Origin of the sequence: Winogradskyella ludwigii (assembly GCF_013403985.1) — a bacterium.
In the GTDB taxonomy this organism is placed as follows: Bacteria; Bacteroidota; Bacteroidia; order Flavobacteriales; family Flavobacteriaceae; genus Winogradskyella; species Winogradskyella ludwigii.
Genome location: NZ_JABFDF010000001.1, coordinates 774,342 through 797,058 on the forward strand (window position 1 = coordinate 774,342; position 22,717 = coordinate 797,058).

Here is a 22,717-nt window from a genome sequence, read left to right on the forward strand (position 1 = left end):
AGCTTAGGCTTTTAATGAAAGAAACCTCAAATAAATATTTAATAGCTGCGCTACTTTTAGGATTAGCGTTTCATGGTAGTGCTATATTCTTTACTTTAGAAACTACTTATGATGCCTTAATCCATTTGTTCTTTGCAGACCACTATGCCAATAGCTGGTTTGAACCTTGGAACTATGAATGGTACACAGGTTTTACCGTTCAGAGTTATCCACCTTTAGTGCATCAATCTATTGGATTACTCTCTATGATTGGTGGTTTAAAATTTGGGATGTTTAGTGTCGCGCTTATTGCTATTGTCTTGTTTATAACAGGTACGTATCGCTTTTCCTTATTAATGACAGGTAATAAAACCGTTGCTGGTTATGCATCTTTATTAGCTGTGTTCTCGTCTTCGTTTGTAGAAACGCTTCATATTTTTGGGCAATTACCTAGTATTGTTGGTGTTTCGGTATTGATGCATGCTTTACCAGAAATCTATTTATGGTTAAAAACAGGTAAGAAATGGTATTTGGCAACGTCATTGTCTTTAATAGCTGTAACGGTTACGTCACATCATGTCACACCCATTTTCGGAATGGTCTTCTTTATCTTTCCTTTAATTGGTATGGTTATTATGGATGTATCGAGAGAGCAAGTCAATTCTATGAAAGAAGTGACATTCAAACTCTTCCTGAATACTTTTTTCAAACTCTTTAAACGTATTGTAAGCTTTGGAATGCTGTCCTTAGTTTTAATTATAGGCTGTATTTTTCCGTATTGGTTAAATTCTAAAGCCAACCCAATTACGCAAGTTCCTATTCCTCATGGTTCTCGTGATAACTTTTTAGAAATCACATCCTCTGGACTCGTCTTCTTTTTGATTCCTTGGGGAATTTTACTCGTCTTACTTCCATATATATTCTACAGATATTATAGTAAGCGTTACTTATTTTTTGGATTATCAGTTACCATTTGTACCATTTTAGGAACTGGTGGCACAACGTCTATTCCCCTCAAAATGTTAGGTGAGACTGCTTTTAATATATTAACCTTAGACCGATTTACGCTTTGGGCTTCTATCCTATCTATACCATTAATGGGAGAATTTGCCTATCGTTTTGTTGAAGGTGATTTAAAAGAACTCATTCAGTCTAAATTTGGTGCTGTTTATCACAGAATTATTGGTGGATTATTAGCAGGATTAGCTGTATTTATGGTCGTTTTCACCATGAGCTTAAACTACTTTAGACCATCGCAACCTCAAAAAATAAAAATGTTACCTATTGTGAATTTCTTAAACCAAGATGACCACGATAAATGGCGATTTTTAACACTAGGTTTTGGAGACCAAATGGCTTGGTTAAGTGCACAGACTAATGCCATGACGGTTGATGGCAATTACCATTCTGCAAGACGCTTACCAGAATTAACCACAAGACCCATTGAGCGTTTAGAAAATTCTAAATTTAAAGGTGTTGCAGGTATTGGTTCTTTACAACAATTTTTAACCACACCAGAAAAATACAATCTCAAATACATATTTTCTAACGATAAATTTTATGACCCAATCCTCTATTTCTGTGGTTGGCAACGACTACGACAATTAGAAAACGGTATTATGGTTTGGGAACGTCTCAACATTCCACCAGTATCCTCTATTTTACCAAAAGAAGATGTTGCTAAATGGTTAAAGATACATTGGGGAATTATGCCTTTTTTAACCGTTTTAATAGCATTTATTCTAAATATTCAAATGCTTTGGGTAAATATGTTAAAGACACGATTTAAACCTTTGCCAGACTTTTTAAACTATTCAGTTACTTATGATAAATTTAATCGCAATGTCTTACGCGTCACACATATTTGGTCGCTCATATTAATCGTCGTGGTTTTTTATGGCATCTATTTATTCTATCTCAAAAACGATTCGCAACGCAGTCCAGAAAATGCCATTATTGCCTATTACGATGCTTTAGATTTTAAAGAATTTGAAAAAGCACATAGTTTAATTGACCCAGAAAGTCAACTACCAATTGCGCAATACATGTTAGAAATCTCAGTTACCGATGGACTTTTGAGTAGTTATGCCAAAATGGATGCTATTGAAACTGAAATCACCAAACATAACGACAGTACGGTTTCTGCAAAAGTGGTTAGTCAATGGATTACACCTTTAGAAAAAATTGAAAAAGTTGATTACAAAACCTTATCTAAACACAAAGGGAAATGGTACATACAGCCAGATGATTTAAACAATGATTTGCCACCAGACCAACTGTATTCTGATAATGCAACTAAATATTTTAACCAAGGTAGACGACGCATTACCACAGAACAAACACATCACGAAGACATTTTAAAACAACCTGTTTTAGAAGTAGTTTCGGCTAAATTGGTACAACACAATGGTAGTTATGCTATTATTGGCGAAGTACAAAATATAGACAACGTACCTGCAGATGTTATTTTGAAAGGTACTTTGTACAATGACGATAATAAAGAATTGGCAACCTACAATGCTAAGTATCATGTGAAGCATAAATTAATGCCAAAAGAATCGAGTAGTTTCCGTATTAATTTTGAAGGTATTGCCTGGTCTAAAACACAAGATTCTATTCCAGATACGTTTAATCCAGATGAATTTACGCCTATTGAGTTTGAAGAACAACCTACAAAATTCAATTTACAAGTCGCAGGAAATGTTTCTGGTTCTGATTTATATAAAAACGTGGTGCTAAGTGCTATTGATATTAAAGATAACCTTATAAACGGAAATTTATTTAATAGTGGTATTCAAGAAATTACCATACCTCAGCTATTAATCACTTATTATGATGCGAATAAAAACATGGTTTGGGTAGACCATTTATTTGTAAAAGAAGGCGTAAGGCAACAACGAAAGCAAGATTTTGAATACACTATCTTGAAAGATGGAAAAGTAAACATCATTAATGATAGCATGAAAAACATTTTTGTAAACGGTTTACCAAACGAAAATATTTCAGATAAAATAGTACCAAATAGAATACAAAATCATACCAATGCGCAATTACAAGCTATTGAGCATCCTGATTTTAGTTATATTAAAATAGAAATTAACACGTATATAGGAAGTCCGAATTAATGCCACTTAAACGCACATATCTGTTTCTTTTAGGTTTGATTTTATTATCATCATTTGCTGTTATACAACAAAATGAAACGGTTAATAAAATTGAATTACTAACCACACAAACCGATTTTAAAGTTGGCACTAACATCGTTTTAAAATTTTCAATTTCTGAAGTAGAACAACCCTTATTGTATTGCTCTAATAGTTATGGCTCAACAGTGATTTCTTCAACTTTAAAAAACAACACGTTAGAATATTTTATTCCTGAAAACATCACTAAAAAAATAGGTGTTGTTAATTGGAAATTGTTGGCTAAAAATGAATCTATTTCAGGTGTATTCAACATCAACCCAAAAGCAGAAGTCGCGACTTTAGAAACCTATATTGGACCACCAAGCATTGAAGCTGGCGGAACAGATTACACCATGTTGGTTGTAATCCCAACGGACTCATTAGACAATCCTGTACCAACAAATACTTTGGTAAAAACGAAGCATCAATTTTTAGCTTCAGAAGAAACCAATGACATTTACACGAAGAATTTAATTTCGTGGAGGAATATGTATTCTAAAAAAGAAAGTGGACGTATGTTGGTCTCTTCAGAAAGTATTGGCATCAATTCTAAAGAATTTACCGTTAATGTGATGCCTGCAATTCCGACGGATTTTAAAATTTCGGCATCACGACCACATGATTATGCAGATGGCAATCAAATCACAACATTCACCACGTCAATATTAAAAGACAAACAGAATAATGTGATTAGCGATGGTACTTTCGTCACCTTTTTTATCACCAATTCTGAAGGTAATATTTTAAAAACCACAGGCACAACAATAGATGGTGTTGCGACTTCAAAAATGATTCATCCAGATTATGAAGATACTTGGAACATTAAAGCCTATGTTGATGGCATGGCAGAAAGTGATAATATTTCGCTTAACTACAAACAAGTTATTGAAGATTTCGACGTTACTTTTTCAGACCAAAATAGAACTATAATTGTTGGTCCTTTGCAAAGTTTTATGCAACAAATGATTCCAGATGGATTGCATGTAAAATTGAAAATATATCAAAACGAAAAACTCATTAATACCATAACCAAAACATCATTTAATGGTTATGTGAATTTCAAATTAAAACCAGCTATTTATAACAATGGCACCTACAATTTTAGCATTGAAACAGCTGGTTTATCAAAAGAATTTAAATCAAAAGAACTATGGTAGGTCTTAACAAAAACATACTACGTTCTATATTAATTGCCTCATACATTATGATTGTAGCCCTAATCATTTCTGGTGTAAGCGCATTATTTAGTTATCTAAATACAGGTGCAGACCGAAGCACCATGTTGCACACAGAAATACAGAAAGTAGAACAGTATTTACCCAAAATAGATTGGGAACCTTTACAAAATGAAGGTCGGTCTATGGACAACCAAACGTTAAACGCTTTACAAAGCAATTATTTAGACGCTTGGTATGTAAAACAAATAGCCTATAAAACCAATAAGCCAGCCGGAATAAAAGATTACTACACAGATAGCGCTAGAGAAAATTTATACCGTTTTATTGAATTAAATAAAGCCGAAGACATTACTATTGAAGCGACGACACTAAAACACAATCCTACTTTAGAATTTTTTAGTGAAGACGGCCAAATGACTGTGATAACAGACCGAAATGTTATAGAATACAAACGTGTTTTTAAAGCTGAAAAGGTCATTTTAGAAACTACCGAAACGTCTAACTACAAAATGGTGTTTTTATTAGAAGATGGCTTTTGGCGCATTAGACATTTAGTAAAAGAACAAGCTGAGACTTACGATGCTAAAACCGAACCTATTTCGGTTGATAATTTGAATATAAAAGGCATTAACTATTATCCGCAAGCTAATCCTTGGAATATGTTTGGTGACGAATTCTCTGCAGATACTATTTCTAAAGACTTTAAAATTATTAAGGATGCTGGTTTAAATTCGGTACGCTTATTTGTGCAATATGAAGACTTCGGCAAAGAACATGTAAATCCTAAAAAACTTGAAAAGCTTAAAGAAACTTTAGATTTAGCAGAAGCGCATAATTTAAAAGTGGTGTTAACCTTATTCGATTTCTATGGCGATTATTCTGTGATGAGTTGGACGTTAAATCAACGTCACGCAGAAACCATAGTTGAAGCCGTAAAAGACCACAGCGCACTGTTAGCTTGGGATATTAAAAACGAACCCAATTTAGATTTTGAATCTCGGCAAAAAGCCGTTGTTATTGCTTGGTTAGATAATATGATTGATTTGGTAAAATCGGTAGATAGTATTCACCCTGTAACTATTGGTTGGTCTAACACGCAAAGTGCTTCCATATTAAAGGATAAAGTAGATTTTATATCGTTTCATTATTATGAGGATTTAGAACATTTAGATGATGCTATAAAAACCATGAAAACTGAAATACCTAATAAACCCTTAGTACTTCAAGAATTTGGAATATCTTCTTACTCTGGTTTTTGGAAACCTTTAGGATCATCTGATGAAGACCAAGCTAATTACCACAAAAAAATCCAAGAACAAATTGCCGCTAATAATTTGCAATTTATGTCTTGGACTTTATATGATTTTACGGATGTGCCAACGGATGTTGTAGGTAGTCGTCCTTGGCGTCGTAATACTCAAAAACACTTTGGGTTTATTGATAAAAATGGGGCAAAAAAGGCATCGTTTAAATACATTTCTAATTAGAGTGTATTTACAGCATAAAAAGCAGTGAAGAATCTTTAATCAACTAACTCAATCTTTTAAAAGATTCTTCAGTTCTGCATTCTTATGACATACAATCAGAATTTAGGGACTTCTAATTGTAAATAGGGGTTGTAATTAATTTGGGGCAAAAAAGGGTGATCTCGATTATTAAAAAACAGTAATATAGGTTCAATCTGAGTAGGCAGACAATTATAACTTCGCTCAATTTATTTGGATGAATTAAGCTGAAAGTACCGCAGTATTGTTTCTTTTTTTATTTATAATAGTATTAAATTCGGCTAAGTATAAATCTGCAATTTGAGACATTGGGTGTGCTGTTGCTGCTTTATAATTAGATACCGCAAGATGTAATCTATACGACTCGTTGGTAACAATGGCTTCAATAGCATTGGCTAAGCTCTCTACGCTTGTTGGCTCAAAGAATTCACCTTTATAACCTTCATCTTTAATTAGTAAAGCTAGATCTCCTAAATCAGGCATTATTACGGCTTTACCATAACTACCTGCTTGATGCAATACTCCTGAACTTCCCGTTGTAGACGTGTAAGGAAAAACGACTACTGCACTTTCATTAAATAGTTTTGGCACTTCACTTTCTTCTACATAACCCGTAAACCTTACATTAGGCACGTGCTTATAATCTTCTTGTACTTTTGCTAAGTAACCTGGTACATTTGGGTTATCTGTTCCTGCAATAACAACTTCTAGATCTAAACCTATTTTAGCTCTCACTAATTCTACTGCTTCAATCATTGCTTCTACTTTTTTGTAAGTTCCAAATTTTCCGAAAGTCATAATTTGTAGAGGACCTTTTGGTAACCTATAGTTTGGTTCATTCGGGATTTCAAATGTTCCATGAGGTATTAATTTCACATTAGGAGCTAAATACTTAATTTCCAAAATATTCACATACTTCTGCATCGTAACAGCCACAACATCTGCTTTTAATATTAATTTTGTTAGGGACGTTCCTATAAATCCGTAGATATTCTGCATTAACTTATTTGATGTAAAGCCAGCGCTTCCTAAATCAACCTCTTCAAGAATATTATGTAACAAAACAATGGTTGGAATTTTTTTCAGCTTGCAAATCCATGGTAACATTAACCCTAAAGCTGCTGCAATTTTCTTATCGCCAAATTTCATAAACTGTAAGTTGAATAATACGGCATCTGGTTTGGTGTTATTAAGAGCTTTTGTTACAGAAACTATATTTTTATAGCTATTAAACGACCAGCATTCTTTTACTGTTATTTTACAACCTTCTTCTATGAATTCAATATCTTTTGCCCCTTCTGTTTTATCTGTTAACAAGATAAGTTCTGTAACCTCTTCTTTTTGTCTAAATTGTTTTACTAAATGATAGGCATACTCATTTAAAGTAACCTTACTGGGTGGATATGCTGTTATTATTGCTAGTTTCATTATCTTACTGTTTAAGGGTTAATTAATTACACTGCAAATTTGGGCATATATAACGCTCCTTTTTGAAAGTTTCGATAGGACAACTTTTACTGTAGACGAATGGAATTAATCCTTAGATAAAGCTTTTTAGAGTTCTGTTGATTTGGTTCTAAAACCATCTAACAACATGATTAACAACTAGCTAATTCTGATGACATGAAAGGTAACTATATTTAAAATTATTATATGAAGAGAACCTTCAACACAATCTAAATCAGATTTAATTTGAAGACGTAGTACAAAAAAATCCAAGTACTTATTGCGGTTAACACCTTGCAATTAAGACCTTGGATTTTTTATGATTTAAACAATGTGTCCAAAACTATCACAGATAGAACACTACGATTTAATAAATGAGTTATTTTGTTATACTGAAGCCGTAGCTAATCTTGTTGATTTTTTTTCTTTAATTGTATTGAAAGTTTCTAAATATAATTCAGCAATTTGCGACATTGGATGTGCTGTTGCCGCTTTATAATTTGTTTTTGAAAGTTCTAATCTATAGGCATTATTAGTAACAATTGCTTCAATTGCTTTTGCTAAACTTTCTATACTTGTAGGCTCAAAAAACTCACCTCTATAACCTTCATCTTGCACTAATAAAGCTAAATCCCCTAAGTCGGGCATAACCACAGCTTTTCCATAACTTCCGGCTTGGTGCAAAACTCCCGAACTACCTGTAGTAGATGTGTAAGGAAAAACAACAACTGCACTTTCATTAAATAAAATTGGTACTTCGTACTCTTCAACATAACCCGTAAATCTTACTTGTGGTATATGTTTGTAATCCTCTTGTACTTTTGCTAAATATCCTGGCACGTTAGGGTTATCTGTTCCTGCAATTACAACCTCTAAATTTAAGCCTGTAGATGCTCTCACTAACGCAACCGCTTCAATCATTCCTTCTACTTTTTTGTAGGTTCCAAATTTTCCAAAAGTCATTATTTGCAAAGGACCTTCTGGCAATTTATAATCTGGTTCTTCAGGAATTTCGAAGGTGCCATGAGGAATTAACTTTACATTTTTTACACCATATTTATCTTCTAATATGTCTACATATTTTTGCATTGTCACGGCAACTGTATCTGCTTGAAGAATTAGTTTGGTTAAGGATGTACCAATAAATCCATAAATTTTTTGCATTAATTTATTAGAGGTAAAACCAGCACTTCCTAAATCAACTTCTTCAAGAATATTGTGTAATAAAACTATATTCGGAATCTTTTTTAGCTTACAAACAAAAGGCAACATTAAACCTAATGCAGCAGCAATTTTCTTATCTCCAAACTTCATAAACTGTAAGTTGAATAATACTGAATCTGGTTTTGTTTGGTTAATCGCTTTTGTCACTGATACTATGTTTTTATAGCTATTAAAAGACCAACATTCTTTTACGGTAATCTTGCAACCAGCTTCAGTAAACTCAATATCCTTTGCTCCTTCAGTTTTATCAGTTAACAAAATAAGTTCTGTTACTTTTTCATTTTTTCTGAACTGCTTTACTAAATGATAGGCATATTCATTTAAAGTAACTTTACTTGGAGGATATGCGGTTACGATTGCTAGTTTCATGATTTATGCTTTTATAGGTTATTGATAATTGGGGTAAATTTGAGATTTTACTTTATTTAAATCAGTCGTCTTTGGATAGGTATTCTTATCTGTAGACGAAAGGAAAATTTACATTAGCTTAAGGTGTTTTTCGTTTTTATTTGATCGTATTTAAAGAATGCTAATTGAATAGCTAACAACAATAGCATGGCTATAATTTGCATATGTACTACCTGTTCTAAACTGTCATGATAAAAAATAACCAATCCCATTTGCAGCATACCAAATACACCAGAAATAACCACAGGAATATATTTATCTAAAGACAAATAGTAATAGGCAAAAATATTTGAAATGGCAAACATCGATGTTGCAATGGCATATTTCCATAATAATGGTGCCATAGCAATATAACTATCTCCAAATAATATTGTGATTATGGTTTCCGGAAAAATTAAACAACCACTTATAATCGTAATTGAAATTACTGCGATGTAACCAATATACTTAAAAAGTGTTGGTGCTGTTTCTTTCCCATCCTTTTTAAGTTGTACCACAGTTGGTAATAACAACATCACAAACATCCAAGCTATGAAGTAAACTATTCTACCTATTAATGCTAAAGAGGCATATAAACCAGCTTCGTACGACTCAAAGTAATGTTTTACTAAAAGTATATCACTATTATTAATTATAATTTGAGTTAACTCATAAAAAGCTGTAATAACAAAAAAGCTTTTAATTTCTTTTGAATGTGTATCACTTAATACTAAAGCTTTTTTTGAAATAAGCTTTGGAACCTTGAATGGTAATAAACCAAAAACAAATGAAGCTAATATACCAACTGCAATGACCACAGAAGATTGAATATTAAAAATTAAGATAAGTCCTAATGTAATAATTAGACGACTTAACATTTCACTTTGATACGTAATAGATAAAGACTTAAATGCTTTTTTTCCTTGAAAAACACCACGATTTACACTCATTAAGAAGTATAACGGGACACCAAAGCCAAAAACAACAAACATGTTTGAAGATGATGTGTTAAACAAATTTTGCAATTGGCCAGCAAACACTATAATAAGTAATCCCATTATAACACCAACCAAGAGTGAATTTTTATAAATTTTTGAAACGAAGCTTTCGAATATTTCATTTTCAAAAAGCACTGAGAACTTTGCTGTTACTAATTGAAATGTCATTGCTGCAAAGCTTAAAACCAATAAAAAAGTAATTAATACAGCTGCATCAGCAAATTGCGCTGGGCCTAAAACACGACCAAGAATTAAGTTGTATAAATAATTTCCACCATTTACAGCTAAAACACTCAACATAAAGAGTTGCTCTGGTGTGATTTTTTTAGATTTTAAAAGTGCTAAAATTTGCATAACTTTCTTTTGGATTTATATTTTATAATGATACTGCAATAGTATTATTATGTGTTAATAAGAAACCTATATAACCTTTAGATACTTTTGTTAAAGCAGAATTAATGACTCCATTACTTTCTTTAAGTGTAAATGACATGATCTATATTTTAAAGTAAAAATTACTTTGATTTCTTGTACAAATATCTATCAAGAATCAATGGAGAGGGATTAAATTTCGTCCAGTTACAATTTGCTTTAGACGAATGAATTATAAGTGTCGTTTTGTTATAAAACTCAAGAAACTATAGGGCTCAACCAATATTTGATACTAGTTAAACAAATAGCCCAAAGTAATTTTAACACAGATAAACAGACAAATATATCATTTAATCGGTAAAAATATGATATTAACCATAGTTTTCTTTCCAAAATACGCTACATTTATTGCGCAAATCAATTCAACCACAACTATTTACAAAAAAACAACCCCAAAAACACCTACTTAAGATGATTAAAATATTGGCTATTGATGATCAACAATTAATATTGTTATCATTAGAAAAACACCTAAGCGATCTAGGCTTTGAAATAAAATGTGCGCAATCAGGAGAAGAAGGCTTACTTCTATTTGATACGTTTAAACCAGACATTGTTATTGTAGATATTAATATGGATGGTATGTCTGGATTAGAGGTTGTTAAGAAAATTAGAATTGAAAAAAAATCAGACACCAAAATCTTAGTCCTTTCTGGCAATACTAATGAAGATACAGTTATAGACGGATTTGATTTAGGTATTGATGATTACATGAAAAAACCTGTTTCACTTAACGAGGTTACTGTAAGAATAAATAGAATATTTGGTATAAAGACCAATAAAGTACAAAATAAAATTACTAAAGACCAAATGCTTCAAGAGCGTTGTGTTGGTGTTGTTATTCCTTGTTATAACGAACAAGATAGGCTCTCTAGTAAAGAGTTTCTAGATTTTATTAATAGCAACTTAGGCTACCTACTTTGTTTTGTAAATGATGGTAGTACAGATAAGACTTTAGAGGTTTTAAATACATTAAAAAAAGGAAGAGAAAATAATATTATTGTTTACGACTGTGAACAAAATGGTGGTAAAGCAGAAGCTGTAAGGCAAGGAGTTTTGCATTTAGCTAAAGACCCACAATTAGATTACATAGGCTATTTAGATGCAGATTTATCTACAGATTTTAAAGATTTTGATGATTTAGTAAAAACCATTGAACATTCAGAATTTAAAATTGTTAGTGGTTCTAGAATGAGCAGAATGGGTGCTGATATTACTAAAGAATCTGCACGTAAAATTATAAGCAAAACCATTAACCTTATAATTCGTACCATATTAGGTATGCCATTTAACGATACGCAATGTGGCGCAAAAATCATGGATAAAGACATCGTTAATCTTATGTTTAAAGATAAATTTATTACACGCTGGATTTTTGATGTTGAAATCTTTATTAGAATGCGAAAGCACTACGGAAAGAAACAAGCTATTTCATATATCTGTGAACAACCATTAAAAAGATGGATTCATGCTGATGGTTCTAAATTATCCATGAAGGATTCTGTAAAAATTGTTGGCCAACTGGGCCAAATAGCAATTCATTACAGATAGAAATATTTGATAATTAAGAGTACAAAACTTATTACTAAGTACGAAAGGGCTTTTTGTATCGTCGAGTAACCAGTTACTACATATTAACTATTCCATGCTATTAGCTACCTTGCACTTGTAATTAATTAAATATATTATGTCTTATAAAAAGTTATTATTCTTACTTGCCTTATTTGTCGTTCAGCTCACCTTTGCTCAAGATATGCAAGAAGGGTTTACCTATTTAGAAACCGGAAAATATGCAAAAGCCGAAACGTTTTTTAATACTATATTAAAAGATTACCCAAATAATAAAACGGCACGCTTGTGTTATGGTCGTGCTATTGGACTTAACGGACAAGCTGCAGAAGCCAACATCTTATTTACAGATTTATTGGCCGATTACCCAAATGATTTTGAAGTAAAACTAAATTATGGTGAGTCTTTATTATGGAATAGCAACTTTACGGACGCTAAAGTATATTACCAAGGTTTAGTGACTGAAGATCCAAAGAGTTTTGCTGCACTATTAGGTTTTGCAAATACACTTTCTAACTTAAAGGAATATGAAGATGCTTTAACTATGGTAAATAAAGCCTTAGACGTTTCACCAGGAAACCCAAATGCTTTAGTCTCTAAAAAGTATATCTATTTAGGTTATGCTTACCAAAACCAACAAGCACAAAATTATGATAAAGCAGAAATGCTTTTAACCAAAAACCTTGAGTTATATGGAGATGATAAAGACACCTTATTAAACTTAGCTAATCTCTATTTAATATGGAATAAGCTAGAGAGTGCAAAGATCATGTACAACAGATTAGCAGAACAACCAGAACACAAAATCATAGCATTAAACGGTTTAGCTTTGGTAGAACATTTAAATGGCAAAGAAAAGAAAGCACTTAGTATTAGTACTGAAGCTTTTAATAGTTTAAAGGACAACACAGATCAAAATATTATTAAACAAACCACAGAGCGTTATGGACAAGCTTTAATCTGGAACAAGAAGTTTAAAGCAGCAACAAATTTAATTGACACATTAATTATTGAGAACCCAAACAAAAACTGGGTTTTAGCCTTACGTGCGACTTTAAATATATATAAGAGTAATTTTAAAAAGAGTTTAACCGATTACAACCAAATATTAGAAAACGACAGTACGTCTTTTGATGGTAATCTAGGAAAAGCCAACGTGTTAAAAGCATTAGGTTACACAGATGAAGCTTATACCTCAGCAGAGAACACCTTAAAATTTTACGACAACCAAAAAGATGCTACAAACTTTATAAATAAATTAAACAATAGCTTTGCTCCTACTTTAGAATCTAAAGCAGCACATACTTTTGATAATGGAGACAACAAAGCTTATTCATTTCATAGTAATGTAGTCTTTCCTTTATCTACAAAAGTGGCTATACTCGGTGATTATAATTACAGAACAACCAATAACACTATCACAGACAATAGTGCAACCTCTAATAATCTATCTTTAGGATTATCTTACAAATTTATACCAAGCATAACATTTAAAGGTACTGCTGGTATGACTTCTGCAAGCACAGAATCTGATGATTATACACAGCTTTTAACGGATCTATCTTTTAATATTAAATCCTTTAAACTACAAACCTTAGATGTTGGTTACAAAAGACAAATTGAAAGTTTTAATGCCGATTTGTTAGACCGAGAATTGGTGCAAAATAATTATTACGCCAACTATAATTTAGGTACTAATTTTAACCTAGGCTGGTTTACACAATTAATGTACACCTCTCAAAATGATGGTAACAAAAGGAACTTATTATTTACTTCATTGTATTATAATTTATTACCAAAACCATCTCTTAAAGTTGGTTTTAACTACCAATACATTACGTTTAAGGATCAGTTACCAACCGTATATTTTAGTCCAGAGAAATTTCATAATTACGAAATATTTATAAATCTTATAAAAGATGAAGCGGCTGCAAAACCTAAAGAATGGTTTTACAATGCCACAGCAGCTTTTGGTTACCAGTATATTGAAGATGATCCTAAAATAACAGCTTACAGAATACAAGGTGCTTTTGGTTACAAATTCTCTGAGCGTAGTTTATTAAATGTATACGGAACCCGAAGTAATATCGCTTCTGCAACTGCTGCTGGTTTTACATTTACTGAAATTGGTTTACGTTTTAAATGGCAATTTATGAAAAAGGCAGTTTTTAGGAATTAACGTTGTTGTGTATGGTTAGTTGCGTGGTTAAGCAACTAATTTAGCAAACTTTTACGAACCTAGCAATTAATTATACACGATGTTAGGCACTGGGCTTTTTCCGCTATAGAATTGTCATAGTTTCTTGTTCTGAAAGTCTTGATTTTGGCGTTTTATCTGTAGTATTAAAATCACTTTCAGTTCGATAGCCAATAGAAACTGCTGTTATTGCTGTAAATCCTTTTTCGCGCAAACCAAATTCTTCATCAAGAGCTTTCATATCAAGTCCTTCCATTGGACACGCATCAATCCCTAGAGTTGCAACACCTAATAAGAAATTACCAATATTTAGATACACTTGTTTTTCCATCCAATGTTGTAAATCCTTTAAATCGTATTTATGAATATCGGCAAACAAATTTCTTCCTCCATGCATTCCGCTTTTTATTTCTTCATTAGGATATCTACCATCTTTATCTTCAACATCTAATAGGTGTTGCATATAATCTTCATTTGCGGTAATTCTTGAACAAAACAAAACTACGTGAGAAGCATTTAAAACTTTTGGTGTATTGAAATGGAAAAAACCTTCTGTTCCTTTTGCCATTCGTTTTTTTCCTTCGTCTGTATTTGCAATTACAAAATGCCAAGGCTGTAGATTTGTGCTTGAAGGACTCATTCTCAAAATCTCTTTTACTTTAGCAAAATCTTCTTCAGATATTTTTTTATTAGGGTCAAAATCCTTTGTGGAATATCTCCAGTTTAATGCTTTAATTACATTCATATTTAATACGTTTTATTGTTATATTAATTTTTAAGTAGTTCGATAAGATATTTATTAGTGTATTTTTCTCCAAAATTATCTATAGTAATGGCGAACGATAAGTGCAAAATCAAAGCCGTAAAAACACCAAAAAGTACTGATTTTGAGTTTAAAAAAGACATTGTCAAAATGAGTAGAACTATTAAAATCCCGTAGGTTAATTTTAATCTAAAGAAGGATTTTAAGGCTTTTTCAGTATTTATGATTTCCGCTTTTGTGAATGCAGGAATTCCACTTTCATACGTAGCAATTTTAGTGTCTATTTTTTGTTGGTATTTAATATAAGTTGGAAACATTACTGCCATTTCTAGTATGCCAAGAACAATCATTGTAATGGCAAAGCTTTTGTGATTTGAGAACATCAAAAAAAGCAAACCAGCCACTAATGAAACACTACCTATTATTCCTGCAGATAAAAAAAGTGACTTTTCACTCGATAAATACGCTAAAATTATATCCAATTTATTCATTTTTAATTAATTATTTCAAAAGGTTCTATTTGAGAAACATCGGCTTTTAAAATTCTAGCAAATCGTTCGTTCGGATTATCAACTACATACCAAATGTGTTTTGTTTTTGCTTTTACCTGTTTGTTGTCTTTTGTAATACCTTTCCAGTCAAATTCTACAGTAACTTCATATTCGTTTTTCATAATGGTTTTAACCGAAAAATTTTCAGGATAATGACTACTTACTTTTAGTTGCAAAGGTGTTCCATTTAACCAAGTTTCTAATTCTTTAATTGATTTAATTGGACTACTTGTTGAGAAATTTAGCGTAAAATCATCTGCAAGCATTTCTACAAAAGGTTCAACTTTTCCATCTAAATTTTCCATAGAAGCTAACCAATAATGCATTAATGATTTTGTTCTGTTTTCTGGATATGCGTCTTTAAAAGTTTCAGTTGTTTCTCCTGTTGGCGCTATTTCAATGAATGAGAATTTAGGTAAATTTTTACCGTCTTTATTTAATAACGTATTGTAGTGGATTGTGTAACTTTTTTTTTCTCCGTCTGGACGAATATTTTGGTAACGGATATCTGCTTCTAGATGTAATCCTTTTTCTGAATTAGTCACATTTACATTTTCAACATGGTGTGCGTTTTTCCAACCTTCGTAAACCTTTAATCTTTCAGGATAGTTTTCCTTTCCCTTCATCTCACCAGCTGCCGACTTCATAACAATATCATCCGCTAAAATTTCTAATTGGTTGCTAATGCGCTTTTCATTAATTTCTTTTTCATACAATTGGTACCATCTATATAATTGAACTTTAGCTAAATGTTGTTCTCTAGTTGTTATTGTTGCTGTTTTCATTTTTTTTTATAAACTTATTGATGCTTGTAGCTACTAATTCGGGCACTTCTAATTGTGGTGAATGTGATGCGTTTTCTATAATTTCTATTTCGGATAATGGAATGTCTCTTTTAAAACGTTCAGCTACATCAAATTTTACAACCTTATCGTGCTTGCCCCAAAGTATAAGCGTTGGACTATTTATTTGGTTTATTTGCTCTTTTAAATCGAAATATTTCCCGTTTTTTATTTGTGGAATAATCGTGTTATTTAAATAATCGCGACTTTCATTTATTTGGGATATAAACATTTTTTTAATAGGACTTGGCATTTCGGGAACTTTGTAAAATACGCGAGAAAAAACTTTGTTTAAGTCTTCTTCGTTTTTTAAAACTTCGCCAAACCCTGTATATACAACATGATTATCTAATTTTAAACCGGGTGCATTTATTAGGATTAAAGATTTTACATCTTTTGGATAAGCAATTGTATAAGCAGCCGAAACATGACCACCCATTGAATTTCCTCCTAAATTGAATGTTTTTACACCTATTTGATTTAGAAATTTATGTAAAAATTCTACTTGTCCTTTAATACTTAAATCTAAATTTTCTTTTTTGATGTTTTCGCCAGAAGCCAAAAGGTCAGGAAGAATTAAATAATAAGTATCACTTAAAAATTTAGCAGATGGCACAAAGCTGTTTTTGTCATCTCCTAAACCGTGTAATAATACCAAGGTGTCTTTTGCTGTGCTATTTTCATTTGTGTAATAATGTGTTTGATACCCATTAACTTCAATGGTTTTTAATTTTAAATTAGCAGCACTTGCGTTTTGAGAATTAGTAAAATCTACTAATTTTTGAGGAAAAAAGAAATAGATAATTCCAATTGTAAGAACTATTAAGGCAATAATACCACCAATTATTTTCAATATTTTTTTCATATTTTATTTTGTTAAATATTATGAAGCAAATATCTGAACTATAATTTCGGTCTGAATTGCCAATTGGCAACAAATGTTATTCTAACGTTATTTGTTTACGAATTCTACTTAAAGAAAATTTTGTAATGCCCAAAAAAGAAGCAACATGTATTAAGGAAACTCTTTGAATAATGGTTGGATATTGTTTTAGAAAATCGAGATAAGAAGTAGTAGCATCCTGACTTATTAATTTCCGCTGAAAATTGGTTTTGGTTAATAAAGCCTTGTTGGTTATTGTTTGTAAGATGGAATTCCAACTAGGGATTTCTTTTGAAAATAATTCCCAATTTTCTCTTGAAATTAAAATTATGACGCATTCTGTTTCGGCTACAATAGTTCCCGAGCTTGGGATATATTCATAAAAACTATTAATATTAGTTACAAAATCATTTTCAGACATAAATAAAGAGGTTATTTCATTACCTTCTTTATCATAAAAAAAATAACGAAAAACACCTGATAATATAAAACCCACTTTATTTACATTTTTACCAGCTTCAACAAAAATCTCACCAGCTTTAAAATTGACTAAAGTCGTATTGTTAGCAATTAAGTTACTATCCTTTTCTGATAATTTTCCAAACTGGCTCAAGTGATTTGCTAAATGATTTTGCATTTTATATGTTTTATTCTGGATTTTTTTACGCCTTGTGCCTAACGCTTATGTATAAGAATAGTTGCGGGTTTAAGTACCTAATTTAGTAAATAAATCACAGATAGAATATTCCGCAGGAATGTTCGTAAGTAGGCTAGAACCTAGCAATTAATTATACACGGTGTTAGCAAAAGTATTTTTCATCTCTCTTTATTGTACCATTACTATTCCTAAAATTACTAACACAAGAAAAAGTTGAATAATAAATAAAATCAACCCTGTAAATGACAATAATAATGATTCAAATTTATCCTTTCCTTGATAAAAAATTAAATATGTCAAAATGAACATAGCTAAATATAATATTGGGTTAAAAATTAAGGGGATTCTAAAAATTAAAAATCCAATTATTCCTAACAAAGTAGCTTGTCCAATAATAAAAGAAGATATAGCAACGTGTTCTATGTAACTATATTTTCTGTAAATAATTTTAGTTGCATTAGCAAGCAGTAATATTGAAAATATCCAAAAGTATTTGAAATATTCAAATATAAATTTCCCTCCAGCTTGACCAATGTCATATCCCTTTTTGGACAATGTCGACCTATCAACATTGTCAATCTGCTCTTTTGGCAATTTAAAAACTATCTCTAAAATCAAATAGATGGAAATTGAAATTATTAAGAATGAAATAGGGTTGAGTACCCCTTTTCTTTTACCAAGAATATAATCAATAGAGATTTTTTTAGGATTTACAAAAAGCATTTTAAAATTATAAAGAAAACCTTTATCCATATTCGTAATAGTCGAAAAGGCATTTTCAATAATTGAATTAAATGTTAGTTTTTTAATTCCAGACTTTTCTCCACAATTAGGACAAAAATTTGAGTTGTATTCTGTATTACAAGATATGCAAATCATTGAGATTTCTTTTATAAAAAGTGCTGTTTATCATTTTTATTCTACTCCTATTTTTCATTTAGTACACTGCTTGTTAATATTTTTGCCAACAAATGGATATAAATAATTGTCTATATCCTTCTTATGCGTGCGGCTTTTTAGCTGTTTCAGATTCATGTTAAATTCCAATATTAATTTACAAGAAACTTGATTCATAAATATACCAATAAAACCTAAACCTCTACAAAAAAATAAAAGGCAAAAGCTTTCGCTTTTGCCTAATACTCAACAATAAAATTAGGGTTATTATCTAACAATTAATTTTAGGGAATTAAAATTGTGTTGGTTATTAATAATTTTACAGAAATATAAGCCTGAGCTTAGGTGCTCTCTGTTTATGGTTATGCTATTTTTTCCTGATACAGCATTATAAGTCGTATTATAAACTTGCTTACCTAACTGGTTGTAGATTACAAATTGTACGGTTTCGTTTTGATTTACAGTGAAGCTAATTGTAGCCTGTGTTGTCATTGGATTAGGATATACAGATAATGTTGCTTCTTCTGTTTCAAAATCATTTACAGACAATCTACTAGATGATGAGAAACGTAGATCATTAATGTTGATCTCTTTAGAAGTTGCAATTCCGTTTTCTGCTACCATTGTAAATACTATAGTTACTACATCATTTAATTCTGCAGTGTCTGTTGTATTATTTTGTAAATCTGCGATATCAATTGAGAAATCTTGTACTGTATTTGTTAAGGTTACTGTGGTTTTAAACTGCGCTTCCCAATTGGTAATGCTTTCTTTTACAAAAGTTATTTCTAAGTTACCTGTACCTTTTCCGCTAAATTGAAAACTGTTGTACTCTGTAACATCTACTGCCTTAAATCTTGGTGTTAACGCTCTGTAAGCCGCAACATAAGTATCTGTTATTGCATTTAAGGTTACATTTCTTTCTATAGGATAATCTGTAGTTTCAAATTCAGTAGTATTGGTGGTTACTTCATATAAACTCACTTCTGTTCCATTTCTTGAAGCATCAATTCCCCAAGGTCCATCAGACATAAATAAATCGTCTGGTGTTGCCATACCATCACCAATTCTAAATCCTATATCAAAAAGGTTTCCGGTGTCTACCCTAACATTTGTAATGTAGTTTCCATTTAGGTTTACTGTAGAATTAATAGATCCAAAGTCTTCCGTTTCTGTTGTTCTATAACCAGCATCTAAATAAATAGTTTCTGTAGCATTGGTATTAATAATCTGTAAATCTAATCCGCCATTATTATAAGATCCTTTTCTAACAAAAACCGTTGGAGGTGTAGAGTTATTATAACTTGTAATAGGCTTTTCTATATGTAATAAGTTTAAAACTTCTTGACCTAAGGTGTATAAATCATCTATAGTATTAGACCAAATCTGAAAGTTATAAAATGTTATGTTTTCTTCATACTGATCTAAATTCCAGTGACTCTCTATAGCAAAATTCGCATCGTTATTAATCACTTTTGCAGAAAGACTTAAAACAAACTCAAAGCTTCCATCTTCATTTTTAATAATAGACTTTATAAATTGGTGCTCGTTAATATCTATTGTAGATACTGAAATTAACTCTGCTCCTAACAAACGATCGCAAATATATTTAGTGTGTTCGTAAACCCCATTTTCTGTTTTTAAAGCTAATACTGAAGCAACAGCGACGTTATTTTTAAGATAATCTACAGCATAAACCTCTGTAGCGTTTGTAATATTTATTAAATCAGATGGTGTTGCTTCTATAGCTTCATCCTCGTTAATACTTTCTAATGGTACAAAATCTTGTAATGCAAAGGTAGAATTAGCACTACTTCTAGCGTACATAGAATTTCTTTGAACTTTTGGTGCACTTAAGGCATCAAACTTATAGCTTACTTTTGCTCTTTGAAAGTTACGTGCATTAATCTGTTCAGATAATCTACTATTACTTTCTAATCCTCCATCATTAGAACTAGACGTTGATGCCTGGATAACATCACACAATCCAAAACCAGAACAAGAAGGATCTTCACAATCTATAAGTCCATCTCCATCATCATCAATACCATTATCGCAAATTTCTTGTAAAACAGGTGCTGTTGGGCAACGTGCACCATCATTACTAGCACTAGAAGGTCCAAAGGCAAATAAGTTAGAATCTATATCTAAAACAGAATTTACAAGCTGCACAGTCTGTATTACGTAAACCGTACCTGTTTGATTTGCCGATACGTAAAAACGACCATCAGCATCAAAATAAACGGCTCCGTATGTATAACTGTTTCCTGTTAAAATAGGTACAACACCCAATGCTGTAACATCTCCATTATCTGGATTAATTCTATAAAGAATATTAGTGTTTTTTTCTACAGCATATAATTGACCATCCACAGCATTAAAAGCCCAATCATGAATACTTATATTTTGAGATAACGTTTCTGTAGATTGGTGTTGTGTATAATTAGGAGACTCAGGGTTTAAATCTATTTTATAAAATGTAGTGCCACCACCTTTAATAAAATAAATACCCTCTGGACTCACATCTCCTACATAACGATTATTAGTTGGCAACTCATCAATATAGAACGTTGTTGTTTCAAAGTTTTTACCTATTCTAACAATTGTTTTTGCAGGTGCGCTTAATGAACCCCAAATATAACCATCTGCAGGATTGTAACCTGTAGCGTTAATATTTCCTTCTGTGACATCTGCTGCAACTTGATAAGAGTTACCTGAAGCCAAATCAATAGCATAAACATCGTTGTATTGAAATAAGTAAGCATTAAAATCACAATTAAAAGGTACGTCTTGTGCTTGTGTATTAAAACTAATTAAAGCTAAAGCGATAATTAATAATTGATTTTTTAAAGTGTAAAATGTTTTCATCTTATGTTTCTTATTAGATTCTGATACAAATTTACCTGATAACTAGACCTTAAAGTTGATTATTCGATTGACATCATAGATAACACGTTAGTTAACCAATTACTATAGACGAATGGTTTTAAGCCTATTTTAGTTGCCTTTTTCCAATAAAAAAAGGCAAAAGATTTCTCTTTTGCCTTTCACTTAACTTTCAATCAATCAATAATCATTAATCAGATGACTACAGGTCAAAAATAGTTACATTAAGTCTTCTCTAGATTTTTTTTAGTTGGATGTATCTATTGTATAGTTGATTTACCAATAAGTGTAGACGAATGGTTTTCTACTTGTCATAGAATATGCTAAATATTCTGAAAAAAACAGCTTTTAATAGATGAGTTTTTTACAAAAAAAAGACAGATTCTCTATACAACTGCGCTTTAAAATAAATTAAAGTAAGTTAAGACGCTTCATTAATTCTGGTCGGTTAGAACGACTTACAGGAATGACATCTTTTTTTATTAGCACACTATTGTCTTCAATATCTATAATCTTATCGACATTAATAATGTAAGACCGATGTATTTTTAGAAATATATCATTGGGTAACTTGTCCTCTATTTTCTTTAATGTAGAATGTACCGTGTAGTTTTTATCGTCCGTTTTTACTTGAATATAATCGCCTTTTGCTTCTACTAAATAAATACTAGGAATATCAATTTTTATTAAACGCCTATCGATATTAACATAAAGATCATTACCAGAACTCGTTTCTACTTGGCTAGATGCTTTGTCTTTTGTTTCCGCAGTTTTTGGCTTAATCGCTTCTGCCTTAACAATGGCTTTTTTAAAACGTTCTGGTGTAATTGGTTTTACCAAATAATCTACAATACAATCGTAACCAAATGCTTGAATCGCAAAATTTGGATCTGATGTTGTTAGAATAATTTTAGGTGGATTTTTTATGGTATCTATAAAATCGAAACCCGTAAAATCTGGCATATGAATATCTAAAAAGATAAGATCAATTTCATTAGAGTTTAAATATTTTATGGCTTGCATAGCATTAGGAAAGTCCTCTAATACTTTTAAACTAGGAATATTAGTGCACAGCTGGCCAATAATAGCTCTTGCTGTTGCTTCATCATCTATAATAATACAATTCATAAAACAAGC

Annotated in this window: 16 protein-coding genes; 5 read left to right on the top strand and 11 right to left on the bottom strand. The window is 31.4% G+C overall.

Translation table 11 applies throughout. The features are described 5' to 3' along the window. The first annotated feature begins 14 nt into the window (after nucleotides 1-14). Genes HM981_RS03190 through HM981_RS03200 form a run of 3 tightly spaced genes read left to right on the top strand, consistent with a single transcriptional unit; the run spans nucleotide 15 to nucleotide 5,829 of the window. Complete coding sequence (locus HM981_RS03190; protein WP_179337129.1) at nucleotides 15-3,104, top strand: hypothetical protein; 3,090 nt, start codon at nucleotides 15-17, stop codon at nucleotides 3,102-3,104. Then, nucleotides 3,104-4,321 carry a hypothetical protein gene (locus HM981_RS03195; RefSeq protein ID WP_179337130.1) on the top strand — a complete coding sequence of 406 codons (1,218 nt, stop codon included), beginning with the start codon at nucleotides 3,104-3,106 and terminating at the stop codon, nucleotides 4,319-4,321. Before HM981_RS03190 ends, HM981_RS03195 begins: the two co-directional genes overlap by 1 nt. Continuing rightward, nucleotides 4,315-5,829, top strand: coding sequence for a glycoside hydrolase family 2 TIM barrel-domain containing protein (locus HM981_RS03200; protein ID WP_179337131.1), 1,515 nt, complete (start codon nucleotides 4,315-4,317; stop codon nucleotides 5,827-5,829). Before HM981_RS03195 ends, HM981_RS03200 begins: the two co-directional genes overlap by 7 nt. 240 nt (nucleotides 5,830-6,069) lie before the next feature. Here the strand turns inward: HM981_RS03200 and HM981_RS03205 are convergent, their stop codons facing one another. The 3 genes from HM981_RS03205 to HM981_RS03215 form a co-directional block, all read right to left on the bottom strand. Further along, nucleotides 6,070-7,275, bottom strand: a complete 1,206-nt coding sequence (locus HM981_RS03205; RefSeq protein WP_179337132.1) for a glycosyltransferase — start codon at nucleotides 7,273-7,275, stop codon at nucleotides 6,070-6,072. Between the two features lie 405 nt (nucleotides 7,276-7,680). Further along, on the bottom strand, nucleotides 7,681-8,886 hold the full coding sequence (locus HM981_RS03210; RefSeq protein WP_179337133.1) for a glycosyltransferase: 1,206 nt from the start codon (nucleotides 8,884-8,886) through the stop codon (nucleotides 7,681-7,683). Nucleotides 8,887-8,999: 113 nt separating this feature from the next. After that, on the bottom strand, nucleotides 9,000-10,256 hold the full coding sequence (locus HM981_RS03215; RefSeq protein WP_179337134.1) for an oligosaccharide flippase family protein: 1,257 nt from the start codon (nucleotides 10,254-10,256) through the stop codon (nucleotides 9,000-9,002). Nucleotides 10,257-10,748: 492 nt separating this feature from the next. Here HM981_RS03215 and HM981_RS03220 point away from each other — a divergent pair, with 492 nt between their 5' ends. Further along, nucleotides 10,749-11,885 carry a response regulator gene (locus HM981_RS03220; protein WP_179337675.1) on the top strand — a complete coding sequence of 379 codons (1,137 nt, stop codon included), beginning with the start codon at nucleotides 10,749-10,751 and terminating at the stop codon, nucleotides 11,883-11,885. A 136-nt stretch (nucleotides 11,886-12,021) separates the two neighbouring features. Continuing rightward, on the top strand, nucleotides 12,022-14,082 hold the full coding sequence (locus HM981_RS03225) for a tetratricopeptide repeat protein (protein ID WP_179337135.1): 2,061 nt from the start codon (nucleotides 12,022-12,024) through the stop codon (nucleotides 14,080-14,082). Between the two features lie 103 nt (nucleotides 14,083-14,185). On the opposite strand, the gene nfsB is transcribed toward HM981_RS03225, so the two are convergent. The 8 genes from nfsB to HM981_RS03265 form a co-directional block, all read right to left on the bottom strand. Next, on the bottom strand, nucleotides 14,186-14,845 hold the full coding sequence (nfsB, locus tag HM981_RS03230; RefSeq protein ID WP_179337136.1) for an oxygen-insensitive NAD(P)H nitroreductase: 660 nt from the start codon (nucleotides 14,843-14,845) through the stop codon (nucleotides 14,186-14,188). A 23-nt stretch (nucleotides 14,846-14,868) separates the two neighbouring features. After that, the gene (locus tag HM981_RS03235; RefSeq protein WP_179337137.1) at nucleotides 14,869-15,354 is read right to left on the bottom strand and encodes a hypothetical protein; all 486 of its coding nucleotides are present in this window, start codon (nucleotides 15,352-15,354) and stop codon (nucleotides 14,869-14,871) included. A gap of 2 nt (nucleotides 15,355-15,356) precedes the next feature. Then, a complete protein-coding gene (locus HM981_RS03240; protein WP_179336531.1) occupies nucleotides 15,357-16,199 on the bottom strand; it encodes a hypothetical protein in 843 nt (280 codons plus the stop codon). After that, on the bottom strand, nucleotides 16,174-17,121 hold the full coding sequence (locus tag HM981_RS03245) for an alpha/beta fold hydrolase (protein ID WP_179337138.1): 948 nt from the start codon (nucleotides 17,119-17,121) through the stop codon (nucleotides 16,174-16,176). The genes HM981_RS03240 and HM981_RS03245 overlap by 26 nt, the downstream gene beginning before the upstream one ends. Before the next feature lie 76 nt (nucleotides 17,122-17,197). After that, a complete protein-coding gene (locus tag HM981_RS03250) occupies nucleotides 17,198-17,776 on the bottom strand; it encodes a Crp/Fnr family transcriptional regulator (RefSeq protein ID WP_179337139.1) in 579 nt (192 codons plus the stop codon). A gap of 189 nt (nucleotides 17,777-17,965) precedes the next feature. Continuing rightward, complete coding sequence (locus HM981_RS03255) at nucleotides 17,966-18,676, bottom strand: DUF3667 domain-containing protein (protein WP_179337140.1); 711 nt, start codon at nucleotides 18,674-18,676, stop codon at nucleotides 17,966-17,968. A gap of 285 nt (nucleotides 18,677-18,961) precedes the next feature. Continuing rightward, a complete protein-coding gene (locus HM981_RS03260; RefSeq protein WP_179337141.1) occupies nucleotides 18,962-21,562 on the bottom strand; it encodes a T9SS type A sorting domain-containing protein in 2,601 nt (866 codons plus the stop codon). A gap of 429 nt (nucleotides 21,563-21,991) precedes the next feature. Next, nucleotides 21,992-22,708, bottom strand: a complete 717-nt coding sequence (locus tag HM981_RS03265; protein ID WP_179337142.1) for a LytR/AlgR family response regulator transcription factor — start codon at nucleotides 22,706-22,708, stop codon at nucleotides 21,992-21,994. Nucleotides 22,709-22,717: the final 9 nt, after the last annotated feature.